Origin of the sequence: Pontibacter locisalis (assembly GCF_042684605.1) — a bacterium.
In the GTDB taxonomy this organism is placed as follows: Bacteria; Bacteroidota; Bacteroidia; order Cytophagales; family Hymenobacteraceae; genus Pontibacter; species Pontibacter locisalis.
In genome coordinates this window covers 320578-333837 of the sequence record NZ_JBHULU010000015.1, presented here as the reverse complement: position 1 = coordinate 333837, position 13260 = coordinate 320578, and the positions used below count along the sequence as shown (strand labels likewise).

The window sequence follows — 13260 nt, the reverse complement described above, 5'->3', positions numbered from 1 at the left end:
AATAAAGGGTATTTGTATATATCTACTTGCTAATTTACACATTAGCTATTCTTTTAAAAAATGAAATTTAACTCAATATCACCTCAGGCTATAGAAGCGCTTTCTGCCATTGTTGGCTCAGGGTATGTGCTACTACCTGCAGCTGCCGACGAGATGCTGCGCTACACGCACGACGAGACGGAAGATCTGCGTTATGAGCCGGAACTGGTTCTTAAACCTGCTAACGCCAAAGAGATAAGCAGTATTTTAAAATATTGCCACGAAAATTACATACCTGTTACCCCTCGCGGTGCAGGTACTGGTTTAAGTGGTGGGGCACTGGCTGTGCATAAGGGAGTAGTTTTGTCTACGGAGCGGCTAAACAGCATTCTGAATATTGATGAGCGTAACCTGCAAGCCACTGTAGAGCCAGGAGTTATTACACAGGTTTTTCAGGAGGCGGTAATAGCCCGCGGTTTATTTTATCCCCCGGACCCTTCAAGCCGGGGTAGCTGTTTTTTGGGTGGCAACCTGAGTGAGTCGAGCGGGGGACCCAGGGCAGTTAAATATGGTGTTACTAAAGACTATGTGCTCAACATGGAGGTGGTTCTGCCAACCGGTGAAATAACATGGACTGGTGCAAATGTTCTTAAGAATGCCACCGGGTATAATCTTACTCAGTTGATGATAGGCAGCGAAGGCACTTTAGGCGTGATCACCAAAATTGTATTCAAGCTCATCCCTTACCCACCCCAGACACTGGTAATGCTAGTGCCTTTCCGGAAAGAGGAGGAGGCCTGTGCTGCTGTTTCGCAAATTTTCATGGCAGGTATTGTGCCTTCGGCTTTGGAGTTTATGGAACGTGATGCTATTGAATGGACGAACAAGTTCCTGAATCTTAATCTGAGTTTGCCGGAAGACATCAGGGCCCACCTGTTAATAGAGCTTGATGGGAAAGATATGGACTTGTTGTACCAGGATGCAGAGGAGGTATATGAGGTGCTGGAAAAATTTGATGTAGGCGACATCCTGGTGGCGGACACCGAAAAGCAGAAAGCTGATCTGTGGCACTTGCGCCGGAATGTAGGTCATGCAGTTAAAAGTAACTCTATCTATAAAGAAGAAGATACAGTAGTTCCGCGTGCCGAACTACCAGTGCTGCTAAAAGGTGTTAAGGAGATAGGTAGAAAGTATAACTTCAAATCAGTATGCTACGGGCATGCCGGTGATGGGAATCTGCACATTAATATTGTAAAGGGAGAAATGAGCGATGAGGACTGGAAACACAAGCTGCCGGAGGGGATAAAGGAAATTTTTAAGCTTTGTGTTGCGCTGGGCGGTACAATTTCAGGAGAGCACGGAATCGGTCTGGTGCAGAAGTCATACATTGGAATTGCTTTAAATGAGGTGCAACTGCGTTTGATGCGGGGCATTAAGGATACTTTTGATCCACATGGCATTCTTAACCCGGGCAAAATATTTTAAACAGAACAGGCGCATGTATAATTACTGCGCCTGCTCTGCTTTTGATATGACTCTTTCTAAATGTGTGCTCATGTACGGTTTCCTTTTTTATCAGCTTTATTGATGTCATCTGCTAAATCACTGTACTTGTTTTCTGCCAGGTCCTGGTCAAGGTTCCGAAGGTTATGCCAGGATTGCATCAGGTTTGCAGGTGATTCGTGCAGTTGCGTACTGTCTGCAGACGGTTTTGACTTTTCATTAAAGTGTAAAAGCTCTTCCTGGGCCTGGTTTGCTTCTTCTGTGGTTTGATGCGCTCGTAAAATTGCCTCTTTATGGGCTTTTTCTGTTTTCATAATGTTTAAGGTGTATATATTAAAGGTTAATGATCAGGTATTAGATGGTGCTTTTTTTGTTCTTCCTTTACAAAGTTGCTCACGTAGTTAGCCACCTCTTCAGCACTGTCTTCCTGTAAAAAATGGCCTCCTTCTTCAAAATGGATTACATAGCATTCATGAAAGAACTTCTTCCAGCGTTGTAGTGCTTCTATTTTTATTAGCTTGTCACGCTCTCCCCAAAGTATAAGAGTGGGTATATCCTGTATCTTTTTTCGCTGCTGCCAAAGCTCTTCATACCACTTGCTAACCCCAACTAATTCGCGGGCACAGGCTAACTTCTTTACATGTTGGTCAGGGTTCCCCAAGGCTTTTATATAATGCTGCTTTATTGGCTCAGGCAACTTGTCCTCATTCCCAAACAACTCATTTACCAACGTACGGGCAGAAACGTTGAGCTTTGAATGTAAAAACTTACCCAAAGGTCCTACAAGATATTTGCTCGTTTTGCTAAAAGACTGATGCTTTGACAGGGACCAGGTCCAGGAGTTAATCATAACTATCCGCTGCACATTTTCAGGATGTTTGATAGCGTATGCAAGGCCAATAGGTGTGCCAAAGTCATGCACCAGTAAGGTAATGTCTTTCAATTGAAGATGATCCATCAGCTGCTCAAAGTTGGCTGCATGGGCACGAGGTTTATAGCTAAAGTCATCCGGCTTGTCAGAAAGACCAAACCCAATCAGGTCTAAGGCAATGCAGCGGTATTTCTTCCTGAGGATCTTTATCAGGTTACGGTACAGGAAAGACCAGGCAGGGGTGCCATGTATCATTACTATCGGAGCCCCTTGGCCCTCATCAACGTAATGCATTTTACCAGCTTCTAACTGTAGGTAGTGCGATTTAAAAGGATACTCCTTTGTATCCAACCATTCTGGTTTCATAGCGATCAGGGTGTGTCTGATTAAGATATACTTTGATAGGACAGGGAGGTTGTTTAAATCCTTTAAAATAAGGTTAGTCTGCTAATAAAATTTAGGGGCGGCGTAATTGCTTTATGCGAACAGTAAAACAGAAAGCTTAACTTTACCAATAATTATGTGTGGATTAACCGGAGCATTTGCCTTTACGGAAGCTGGAGCAGTAGCATTGGAGCGGCTGCAAATGGCCTCAGATGCTTTGCAGCACCGGGGGGCAGATGCATCCGGTATGTTTGTGCAGGACCAGGTAGGAATTGCCCACAAAAGGTTATCAGTCATAGCCCCAACAGCTGATGCAGATCAGCCTTTCACTGATAGTCAGGGTCGCTTCACAGTAGTGCTGAATGGGGAGATCTTTAATTACCAGAAGCTTAGAACAGATCTGCAGGCTAAGGGAGTTGAGTTCAGGACAGCCTCTGATACAGAGGTGGTACTTCAGCTTTATAAGCGGGAAGGGCAGGACTTCCTTAAAAAGCTGCGCGGGTTCTTTGCCTTAGCTATATACGACTCACGCGATAAAAGCCTTTTTCTGGCCCGTGACAGGTTTGGTGAAAAGCCCCTGCTTTATTACAAAGATGGAGATAAGTTTTTATTTGGCTCCGAGCTGGCGGCCCTCCTGGAGCTAGGTGTTCCACGTGAACTGGATTACACCTCCCTGTATCAATACCTGCAGCTTACCTATGTGCCAGCTCCTGCAAGTATGCTGAAAGGAGTTAAGAAGCTGTTGCCCGGGCATTCATTGTTTGTAAAGGATGGCAAGGTCCACAGCAGTATGTGGTATCGACTTCCTTTTGATCCGGATAAGGCGGCGCACAATCGTCTTCCTTATAAACAGCAACAAGCAAAGCTTTATCAACTACTCGAACAGGCTGTAAGTGATCGGTTAACAGCAGATGTGCCGGTTGGAGCTTTTCTGAGTGGTGGAATTGACTCATCAATTGTTGTGGCGCTGGCAGCACAGCAGGTAGATAAGCTGCAGACTTTTTCAGTCGGATTTCCGGGGCACCCTTATTTTGACGAAACAAAATATGCACAGCTGGTGGCCAGGAAGTATAACACCAGTCATACAGAGGTGCTTTTAACTAGCAATGACCTCTATGACGGGCTGTATGGAATGCTTGATAGTATGAGTGAACCTTTTGCAGATTCATCGGCTCTGGCAGTCTATAGTTTAAGCAAGCAGGTAGGGCAAAAACTAAAAGCTGTTCTGTCTGGTGATGGAGCTGATGAACTATTTGCAGGTTATAATAAGCATTTGGCTGAGTATAAGGTGATAACAGAGAATACAGGAGCCTCTGCTATAAAAAGAATGAAGTTTTTATGGGATGTTCTGCCAAAATCGAGAAACTCTTTTACATCAAATAAGGTAAGACAACTACAGCGTTTCGCTGAAGGGGCTGGCTTGGCACCACATAATCGCTATTGGTTCTGGGCTACATGGCAAAAGGAAGACGAAGCACTAATGCTACTTAATCCTGAAAACCGGAGCGCAGCTGCCAGTAGATTATACATTGCCCGTAAGAGCCGCTTGCTGGATTGCCTCGACAAAAAACCATATGATCTGAATAGCGTACTTTGTGCCGACTGGAATCTTGTTCTGGCAAACGATATGCTTCCAAAAATTGATTTAATGGGGATGTCAAACGGGCTGGAGGTGCGGAGCCCTTTTCTGGATCATCGGTTGGTTAAGTTTGCCTTCTCCCTGCCTTCTTCTTCTAAGATAGACGGGGCAAAGCGAAAACGTATTTTGCTGGATACCTTTAAAGATGTTTTACCTGTTGAATTACAAAAGAGGCAAAAGCAAGGTTTTGAGGTGCCGTTAAGGTCATTTTTAATCTCTGAAGGGAGTGAACTTCTGAGTGAGCTTTTGGCAGATGATTTTGTTAAGGAACAAGGAATATTTGATGTGCATCAGGTACAAAAGATACGTAAAAGCATACTTAGCGGTAACAGTGCAGCTGCTTACACAACAGTATGGAGTTTGATAATATTTCAGTATTGGTGGAAAAGGCATATGACCTAACATCAAATTTTTACTGTTTAAGTTAAAGAGTAACTAAATAAAAAGATAAATTTGTAGTCTTACACTAATGTTTTACCTATGAGAATAGCTGTAGTTGGTACTGGATATGTGGGCCTGGTGACAGGAACCTGCTTTGCCGAGGTGGGCATCGATGTTACATGCATTGACATCGACGAGAAGAAGATAGAGAACCTGAAGAAGGGTATCCTGCCTATTTATGAGCCGGGCCTGGACGAGATGGTTGCGCGGAACGCGCAGAAAGAGCGTCTGACCTTCTCAAATGACTTGCCATCGGTGATCCAGAGCTGCGGTTGCGAGGCTGCCTTCATTGCAGTGGGAACGCCTCCGGGTGAGGATGGCTCGGCTGACCTGAAGTACGTCTTGGCGGTGGCCCGTGAGATAGGACGCAACATGAACGACTACATGGTGGTGGTGACCAAGAGCACAGTGCCGGTAGGTACGGCCCAGAAGGTACGCCAGGCGATAGAAGAGGAGCTGGAGGCAAGAGGCGTAGACGTTCCCTTTGATGTGGCCTCTAACCCGGAGTTCCTAAAAGAGGGAGCTGCCATTGAGGACTTCCTGAAGCCAGACCGCATTGTAGTAGGCGTGGCCTCTGAGAAAGCCGAGAAGGTTATGAAGAAGCTTTACAAGCCATTCCTGATGAACGGGCACCCGCTTATCTTCATGGATATCCCTTCTGCCGAGATGACCAAATACGCTGCCAACTCTATGCTGGCCACCAAGATCAGCTTCATGAACGACATCGCTAACCTTTGCGAGATCATGGGCGCCGACGTGAACATGGTGCGCAAGGGCATCGGCTCAGACGCGCGTATCGGAAATAAGTTTATTTACCCGGGTATTGGCTACGGTGGCTCGTGCTTCCCGAAAGACGTGAAGGCCCTGATCAAGACAGCTGCGGACAACGGCTATGAGATGAAGGTGCTCAAGTCGGTGGAGCAGGTAAATGAGAGCCAGAAGTCGGTACTTTACAATAAAATAGAAAAGCACTTCAACGGTGACCTGACCGGCAAGACTTTTGCCGTGTGGGGCCTTTCCTTCAAGCCGAAGACCGACGACATGCGCGAGGCGCCTTCCCTGGTGATCATCGAGAAGCTGCTGGCCAGAGGGGCCAAAGTGAGAGCCTATGATCCGGTGGCCATGAAAGAGGCCAAGCACACGCTGGGTGACACCATCGAGTACGGCAAGGATGAATACGAGGCGCTGATCGATGCGGACGCGCTGTTGCTGGTGACGGAGTGGCCGGAGTTCCGCTCCCCTAACTTCAACGTAGTAAGCAAGCTGATGAAGGACAAGGTAGTGTTTGACGGAAGAAACATCTACGATGCCGCTGATATGCGCGAGAAGGGCTTTACCTACTACGGTATTGGTATAAAACAACAAGTTCAGCAGGAAAAGGAGGTAGTATAACAATGTCAAAGAAAAGAGTACTGATAACCGGTGGAGCCGGGTTTCTTGGTTCCCACTTATGCGATAGATTTATCAAAGAAGGCTACCATGTGATTGCCATGGATAACCTGATTACTGGTAACCTGGAGAATATTGAGCACCTGTTCAAACTGGAGGACTTTGAGTTCTACCATCACGACGTGTCTAAGTTCGTGCACGTGCCCGGCAAACTTGATTACATACTTCACTTTGCCTCTCCGGCAAGCCCGATCGATTACCTGAAGATTCCGATACAGACCCTGAAGGTTGGCTCCCTTGGAACGCATAACCTTCTTGGGCTCGCAAAAGCCAAAAACGCACGGATGCTTATCGCTTCCACTTCGGAGGTATACGGCGATCCGTTGGTGCACCCGCAGCAGGAGGACTATTGGGGCAATGTGAACCCGGTGGGGCCGAGAGGCTGTTACGATGAAGCCAAGCGATTTCAGGAGGCGATGACTATGGCTTACCACATGCACCATGGTTTGGAGACGCGCATTGTGCGTATCTTTAACACCTACGGTCCGCGAATGCGTCTGGATGACGGCCGTGTGTTGCCTGCTTTCCTAAGCCAGGCACTAAGAGGGGAGCCGCTCAGTATCTTCGGCGATGGAAGCCAGACACGCTCTTTCTGCTATGTGGATGACCTGATTGAAGGTATTTACCGCCTGCTTCTGAGTGATTATCACATGCCGGTGAACGTTGGTAACCCTTCTGAGATCACCATCAAAGAGTTTGCGGAGGAAATCTGCAAACTGACGGGTGCGGAGCTAAAGGTGGACTATCAGCCACTGCCGAAAGACGACCCGCAACAGCGCCAGCCGGATATCACCAAAGCCAAGGACATCCTTGGATGGGAGCCGCAGGTTGAACGTGCGGAGGGATTGAAGAGAACCCTTGAGTACTTTAAAGAAAAAATAGTTATTCCTGCTGAGCAGGAAGCTTAAGTAAAACAAGAGAGGCTGCATTTGCAGCCTCTCTTGTTTATGGTTTCTTACCTAATAAGATGTCGCGAAGCCTTTCTCCTGCTTTGCCATCAAATTCAAACATCCATTCTTTTGTAAAAATGACTTTCTGAGGAAGCTGTTTCTGGTGCAGCTCTTCTATGTTAGGCAAAAGTCTGTCCAGCTCTTTTAAATCAAAAAATGCATTTGCCACACCAGCATCAACCAATGGCTTAGAAACTAAATATTCACCAGCAGGATGATTTTCGTAGGTAAGCACAGTAGTATGAGGAAAAGCAGCAAAAGGCATTAGGTAAGTCGAATAAAATCCTATTACTACCGGAATAGAAGGAGCAAGTTCAGCAAGCTCTGCATCATCAATTATTCGACAATTCTGTTCTTGTTTAAGCTTTTGCCAGATTTTAATGTCTTGCTTGGGGTGGGGCTTTATGTACAGCGTATACCCATGCTTTTTACAAATACCAGACAACCCAGCTGCAAACGCTTTCTTGTGTTCTTCATTCCACTGCAATAGTCCCTGCTCTGCAAGAGGTTGGTCTATCAGAAGCACACTTTTAGTAACAGAAGCGGAAGGCAAGTTGGCTAAACGATCAAAATAAGGTATGCCGATAAGCTTTACCTGACCACCGAAGTATGCAGCCTCATGACCTTTATATGCTTCATAAATTTTTGTGCTAAAACCAATGTAATAATCTGCAAATCTCTTTTCTGACTTAATTGCTCTAAAGGTACCCAGGTAGTTGTGGCGGCCTCTAACTTCTATAAAGTCTTTTGTGAAAGCCCTATCATCTGCAGATAGAAGTGCAAGGCTGTTATTCAAGAATTGTCGGGACCGAATACGACTCTTGAAGTCGCGCGCCAGCTGATAATAATACCTTATCCTTCTTTTCAAGCTTTGCTCTTTACCAGGACTTATTTCCGGATCAAAGCCGAAAATATAGTCCGCTCTTAATCCATGCTCCAGTAGATAAGTAGGTGTAGAAGCAGCTTTACAGGCCAGGTTTAGAACAATATGGTTATATGATTCAATGTAAAGAAACACTACTTTGTCAGGAGAAACCTTTTCTATTAACTGCTGTGCACTGTCATAGTTCTCCCAGTAAATTGCTTTACCAAAAGACTGGTAAAAAGTATTTTCTTCTTCGTTGGGTGTAGTATAAAATAAGAAAATGAAGTCACAGTAATCCTTTGCTGCTTTCAACAAACAAACATAGTCTTCTCTACCGTAGTCCCCTACAAATATGATCTTGGGCTTCCTGTACATCTGTTTGTAAGTAGATTAATAACTATATTTCGTAAATTATTCCTGCTAATCTGACTTGAAAGAAGTTACTGTCCAAAAAAAGCTTGTTGTTTATGTTGTACCTGCAATAGCATATGAAGGTATCTCTAAACAGGTGCTTTTGCAAATTGATGCGCTCATAGAAAGAGGATATACTGTTAAGCTTATAGCTTTAACTACAGTTAACGATAACGTTATTTTTGAACTCGCTCCTAAACTGGATCAGGAGAATGTCATTCAACTAGAACAACCTGATGCTTATTTATCTGTCAAGGCGTTAAAAGGCTCTCCATCTGTTGCCTTGCAAATTAGCAAGTTACTAAAAGAATGGAAGCCTGCTGTTGTGTTTGCTCATACTCCTTATGCTCATTTTGTAATGAGGCTGGTGAAGTTGCTAAGCTTTAGCGAAGAGGATAAGATTAAGCTTTGGCAGTACTTCCATATAACGCAATATGCTGAGTTTCCTTTGACAACATGGAGGCGAAAGCTAATAAATGTTGTTAATCGACATCTAGCTAAGCGATTTGATGATGGGCATATTTTTGTCTCGAAAGCAGCAAAAGAAGATGTTCAGCAGAACTTAGTTAGCTTGAAGAATTATCGTGTTATCTTCAATGCAATACCTTTTATAGAAGCTGAGCAACATGTTGATTCTTTAGAAAAGCCTCATTCCCAAAGTACTCTTCCTTATACTATTGTTATTCCGGGTAGAATTGAGGAGGTAAAGGGACAGCTTTGGTTCTTAGGTGTTTTTAAAGAGTTTTTAAGGCGAAATAGTTTAAAACCCTCAGAAATTAAGCTAATTCTGGCTGGCGGAGGTAGTTTATGTGAAGAAGCAACTAGAGAAATTAAGATTCTTAATATAGAAGATTATGTGTCAGTAACCGGCTATATAAGTAACATTGCTATAAAGCGGTTTATATATGATGCTGATTTAGTTGCTGTTCCCTCTTTGCGTGAAGGTTTCGGACTAGTTGTGTTAGAAGCGCTTATCTGCGGTAGAATTGTTTTGTGTTCTGATGCTGGGGGCTTAAAAGAGATAGTAGAAGATGGAATAACCGGGTTTACTTTTAAAACATCTGATGATGATGATTGTCTAAAACAGATAAACCTCATTTATCATCAGCGTGGAAAAGCTATATTAGATAAGGAAGAAATTGCCAGACTATTACATGGTAAGTTTAGTTTTGAGAAACACATGCAGGAGGTGGTTTCTTTGATAGATAATACCTGACATGATGGATAAACTGCGAATTGTCTTTATAGGCTATTGGGGTGTCGAGGAGGGGTTAACTGTTTCCACCATAATTCCTTGGTTAAGAATTATGCAGGCTGCTGAAGAAGTAGAGCAAGTCACGTTCTGCACCATAGAGCGAAATTCAGTGCCGCCAGGTGCAAATAATAACCTGACTGCCTTATTAAAAATCAAGCATGTTCCTCTTTACTCCGTCAGCAGGGGAGCTGTGCTGGCTACTAAGATTAGCGACTTTATGCAATTTCCGAGAGAGATAAGCCACCTGGTGCAACAGCATAAGGCAAATCTGTTATTTGCGCATGGTGCACCGGCAGGGGCACTAGCCTATAAAGTCTGGAAGACGAATAGGCTACCTTTCTATGTAAGTTCTTTTGAGCCACATGCTGATTACATGTTAGAGTCAGGAGTGTGGAATAAAAGAGGCTTGAAGTATCTCTTTCAAAAATATTGGGAAAGAAAGCAAATACTACATGCGTCCGGACTAATTCCTGTAGCAGAAACTTACCGGCAGAGTCTGCTTCAGAAAGGTGTTCCGGCTCATAAGGTGAAGGTAGTGCCAAGCCCTGTCCGATTACAGGAATTTGCTTTTAATCCTGCTTTAAGAGCAAAAGTAAGAGACAGGCTGCACCTTCAAAATGCTATCGTAGGTATATATGCCGGAAAGTATGGGGATATGTATTACAGGGAGGAGGCATTCTGTATCTACCAAAAATGCTTTGACGTAATAGATGACTTCCGGCTAATTATACTCTCCCCACAGCCAAAGGAAGAAATCCTGCAGCTGCTGCGAGAGAACAATATTGATAGCAGTAAAGTCTATGTGACTTCTGTGCTCCATCATGAAGTGCCTGCTTACCTTTCTGCCTCAGATTTTGCCTTTGCCACTTACAGAGCATCCCCTTCAAAGAAGTACCTGTCTCCGGTAAAAGTAGGAGAGTACTGGGCAAATGGCTTACCTGTACTTTTAACTGAAGGAGTGGGTGATGACAGTGAAATCATCAAGGGAGAAGGGGGAGGGGCATTATTTAATTTAGAGGAAGATAAAAGTGTGGAGAAGGCAATAGCTAAAGTAATAAGGGTAGTGAAAGAACCTAACCACCGAAAACAGATATGTAAACTGGCTGAGAAATATAGATCAGAAAACAAAATGCAGGAGGCGTTTGACTACTTCTTTGGAAAAGAGCAGGGGGGACAAAGGTGAAAGTGCTTTTTGTTGTGCCGTTTCCTTTAGGCAAAGCAGCTTCTCAACGATACAGGGTTGAGCAGTTTCTCCCGTTCCTGCAGAAAAGAGGAATAAAGTATAAAGTAGCCCCTTTCTGGGATGCTTCTACCTGGACTGTACTTTATAAAAAAGGACATTTCTTGCGAAAGGCTACTGGAGTTTTTGATGGTTTTTTGAGGAGAGCGTTGCTTTTATTACAGTTGCCATCTTACAACTATGTCTTTATTCATAGGGAAGCCACACCTGTAGGTCCGCCATGGTTTGAGTGGATTGCGGCTAAAGTGTTCCGAAAGAAACTGATTTATGATTTTGATGATGCTATTTGGCTTAATAACACCTCCGATGAAAATAAAAGTGTAACAAGATATAAATGGCAACATAAAACAGAGAAAATCTGCAGGTGGAGCTACAAAGTGAGCGTTGGTAACAATTTCCTGAAGGAGTATGCACAGCAGTTTAATCAGCAGGTTGTGTTGTTACCGAGTGCTGTGGATCTGATTAATAAATACAATAAACTAAAGAATCAGCAAGTAGAACGAATAACAGTAGGTTGGATAGGCTCGCACTCCACTTTGCCATATCTGAAATTGATTGAGCCTGCATTACAAAGACTGGAAAAGAAACACGACTTTGATTTTATAGTTATTGCCGATAGAAGTCCGGAACTGAGAATAGACTCTATGGTATTCGTTCCCTGGAATCAGGAGACTGAAGTAGATGGGTTATTAAGGTTTAGTATAGGAGTAATGCCATTACCAGACACAGAGTGGGCAAGAGGTAAGTGTGCTTTTAAAGCAATACAATATATGGCTTTGGGTATTCCGGCTATCGTATCGGCAGTGGGTGCCAATACAGAAGCTGTGCTAAACGGTGAGACAGGCTACACTTGCACCACGGAGCAGGAATGGTATGAGAGCCTTGAACGGCTTTTAACTGACCCTGACTTGAGAGCCAAACAAGGTGAAGCTGGGCGTGCCCAGGTTGAAGAAAGATATGCGCTGCAGGCGTACGAGCAGACTTTTGTTTCCTTGTTTTCTTAGCTTCTCCTGTTTTCCTTCAGGTATTTCTTTGCCTCCTTATAGCTTGCAGACTTCTTTTCACTAGCCTGTAAAACTATATTGTAGTAGCGCTTAGCCACAGCCTTATCTTTCTGCTGGTTTGCTATGCGGGCCAGGTTCAGATATGAATTGATAAAGTAACCAGAATCACGTTCGTTGCTGATTTCAGCGTACATAATGGCATCCTGATAATATTTCTTCGCCTTCTCGAGATCATGATACTTGTTCTGATGTATGTAAGCCAAAATATAAGATGCATAACGGCCGCTTACCGCTTCATATCCAGGCATTTGTTGATATAACTTGCTTAAAATATCCTCTGATATACGTTCTGCTCTGGTAAAATGTCCCTGCACAAATAATAATCTGGCATAATAGCGTTGAAAATAAGCATTGTCCGGGTACTTAAGTGCCAGGTCCTGCGATATCCTTAGCGCTTCGTTCATATTGCCTTCCTCATTGGCATAGATCTTCATGAGGAAGAACTTGGACTCAGTGCCTGTATAAAAACCTGTATTCGCTACATAGCGGAGCTGTTTCAAACCTAAACGCTTGTCACCGTCAGGGAAGAACATAAGTACAGGGCGCAGCATGGAATAATTCTCATGAATCCAGACGGCGTAGTAGTTGAAAAGAGCTTCCCCAAACAGGAACTCAGGGCTAAGGCCATTTCCAGCCTTGGCGCGCTCCATATATTCTAAAGAGCGCTTACTGGCTACAGTAGCTTTGCGCCAGTTGCTTCGTTCAGAATGAAGTCTTCCGGTAAAACCGTAGGCTGCGGCCAGAAAGAAAGCCGCCTCAACATTTTTATCGTCCTGCTCATACATTTTCTCTGCCTTTTGAATGGTGGTGTCCATGTAAGCAAAGAAGAGGTTGTCGTATTTTGTTGTCTGAATATTGGTGGGTACGATCTTCCACCACTGGCTCAGCCCCATCAGGAAGTGTGGCAGAGGATGTTCCGGGTAACGGCGGCGCAAAGACTTGAACTGCTTTTCAGCACGCTCATATTTGAAGTTGTACATGTTGTCCACAGCACCCTCCAGTTCATACTGCACTTCTTTATTTAGCAGCAACATACCTCTTACTTTCACCGCCTCAGGTAAAACCTCGATAGACTCAATGGTAACCTGGCGCATAGCAGTAGTGTCAGTGGGAGCTTGTGCTACTGCTAAGGCTGATATGCTAAGTGTGAAGATGGTGAATAATAGCTTCTTCATGAAGAAAATAAAATTTCAGTGTCTGTTTGCCGTG

Annotated in this window: 11 protein-coding genes; 7 read left to right on the top strand and 4 right to left on the bottom strand. The window is 44.2% G+C overall.

What is annotated here, in order from left to right:
* The first annotated feature begins 60 nt into the window (after positions 1–60).
* Positions 61–1464 carry an FAD-binding oxidoreductase gene (locus ACFSRY_RS11740; protein WP_377507348.1) on the top strand — a complete coding sequence of 468 codons (1404 nt, stop codon included), beginning with the start codon at positions 61–63 and terminating at the stop codon, positions 1462–1464.
* Between the two features lie 68 nt (positions 1465–1532).
* Here the strand turns inward: ACFSRY_RS11740 and ACFSRY_RS11735 are convergent, their stop codons facing one another.
* Together ACFSRY_RS11735 and ACFSRY_RS11730 are read right to left on the bottom strand one after the other, a co-directional pair.
* Positions 1533–1796 carry a hypothetical protein gene (locus tag ACFSRY_RS11735; protein WP_377507345.1) on the bottom strand — a complete coding sequence of 88 codons (264 nt, stop codon included), beginning with the start codon at positions 1794–1796 and terminating at the stop codon, positions 1533–1535.
* Positions 1797–1822: 26 nt separating this feature from the next.
* Positions 1823–2719, bottom strand: coding sequence for an alpha/beta fold hydrolase (locus ACFSRY_RS11730; protein ID WP_377507342.1), 897 nt, complete (start codon positions 2717–2719; stop codon positions 1823–1825).
* Positions 2720–2873: 154 nt separating this feature from the next.
* Between ACFSRY_RS11730 and asnB the strand changes: the two genes are divergently transcribed.
* The 3 genes from asnB to ACFSRY_RS11715 all read left to right on the top strand — a co-directional run bounded on the left by asnB (position 2874) and on the right by ACFSRY_RS11715 (position 7174).
* Complete coding sequence (gene asnB, locus ACFSRY_RS11725; RefSeq protein WP_377507338.1) at positions 2874–4778, top strand: asparagine synthase (glutamine-hydrolyzing); 1905 nt, start codon at positions 2874–2876, stop codon at positions 4776–4778.
* 78 nt (positions 4779–4856) lie between these two features.
* Positions 4857–6209 (top strand): UDP-glucose dehydrogenase family protein, encoded by a 1353-nt coding sequence (locus ACFSRY_RS11720; RefSeq protein ID WP_377507334.1) that lies wholly within the window; start codon positions 4857–4859, stop codon positions 6207–6209.
* A 2-nt stretch (positions 6210–6211) separates the two neighbouring features.
* Positions 6212–7174 (top strand): UDP-glucuronic acid decarboxylase family protein, encoded by a 963-nt coding sequence (locus tag ACFSRY_RS11715; protein ID WP_377507331.1) that lies wholly within the window; start codon positions 6212–6214, stop codon positions 7172–7174.
* A gap of 37 nt (positions 7175–7211) precedes the next feature.
* On the opposite strand, the gene ACFSRY_RS11710 is transcribed toward ACFSRY_RS11715, so the two are convergent.
* On the bottom strand, positions 7212–8456 hold the full coding sequence (locus ACFSRY_RS11710; protein ID WP_377507328.1) for a polysialyltransferase family glycosyltransferase: 1245 nt from the start codon (positions 8454–8456) through the stop codon (positions 7212–7214).
* Positions 8457–8511: 55 nt separating this feature from the next.
* Here ACFSRY_RS11710 and ACFSRY_RS11705 point away from each other — a divergent pair, with 55 nt between their 5' ends.
* The 3 genes from ACFSRY_RS11705 to ACFSRY_RS11695 are packed head-to-tail and all read left to right on the top strand — an operon-like array spanning position 8512 to position 11991.
* The gene (locus ACFSRY_RS11705) at positions 8512–9708 is read left to right on the top strand and encodes a glycosyltransferase family 4 protein (protein ID WP_377507325.1); all 1197 of its coding nucleotides are present in this window, start codon (positions 8512–8514) and stop codon (positions 9706–9708) included.
* Position 9709: 1 nt separating this feature from the next.
* A complete protein-coding gene (locus tag ACFSRY_RS11700; protein ID WP_377507322.1) occupies positions 9710–10930 on the top strand; it encodes a glycosyltransferase in 1221 nt (406 codons plus the stop codon).
* On the top strand, positions 10927–11991 hold the full coding sequence (locus ACFSRY_RS11695) for a glycosyltransferase family 4 protein (RefSeq protein WP_377507320.1): 1065 nt from the start codon (positions 10927–10929) through the stop codon (positions 11989–11991). Before ACFSRY_RS11700 ends, ACFSRY_RS11695 begins: the two co-directional genes overlap by 4 nt.
* Here the strand turns inward: ACFSRY_RS11695 and ACFSRY_RS11690 are convergent.
* Complete coding sequence (locus tag ACFSRY_RS11690; RefSeq protein ID WP_377507317.1) at positions 11988–13226, bottom strand: tetratricopeptide repeat protein; 1239 nt, start codon at positions 13224–13226, stop codon at positions 11988–11990. The genes ACFSRY_RS11695 and ACFSRY_RS11690 overlap by 4 nt on opposite strands.
* Between the last annotated feature and the right edge of the window lie 34 nt (positions 13227–13260).

Excerpts from the sequence above, each read along its gene's own strand:
- ACFSRY_RS11740 (WP_377507348.1), top strand. The coding sequence starts at position 61 with ATGAAATTTAACTCAATATCACCTCAGGCTATAGAAGCGCTTTCTGCC.
- ACFSRY_RS11735 (WP_377507345.1), bottom strand. The coding sequence starts at position 1,796 with ATGAAAACAGAAAAAGCCCATAAAGAGGCAATTTTACGAGCGCATCAA.
- ACFSRY_RS11730 (WP_377507342.1), bottom strand. The coding sequence starts at position 2,719 with ATGAAACCAGAATGGTTGGATACAAAGGAGTATCCTTTTAAATCGCAC.
- asnB (WP_377507338.1), top strand. The coding sequence starts at position 2,874 with ATGTGTGGATTAACCGGAGCATTTGCCTTTACGGAAGCTGGAGCAGTA.
- ACFSRY_RS11720 (WP_377507334.1), top strand. The coding sequence starts at position 4,857 with ATGAGAATAGCTGTAGTTGGTACTGGATATGTGGGCCTGGTGACAGGA.
- ACFSRY_RS11715 (WP_377507331.1), top strand. The coding sequence starts at position 6,212 with ATGTCAAAGAAAAGAGTACTGATAACCGGTGGAGCCGGGTTTCTTGGT.
- ACFSRY_RS11710 (WP_377507328.1), bottom strand. The coding sequence starts at position 8,456 with ATGTACAGGAAGCCCAAGATCATATTTGTAGGGGACTACGGTAGAGAA.
- ACFSRY_RS11700 (WP_377507322.1), top strand. The coding sequence starts at position 9,710 with ATGATGGATAAACTGCGAATTGTCTTTATAGGCTATTGGGGTGTCGAG.
- ACFSRY_RS11690 (WP_377507317.1), bottom strand. The coding sequence starts at position 13,226 with ATGAAGAAGCTATTATTCACCATCTTCACACTTAGCATATCAGCCTTA.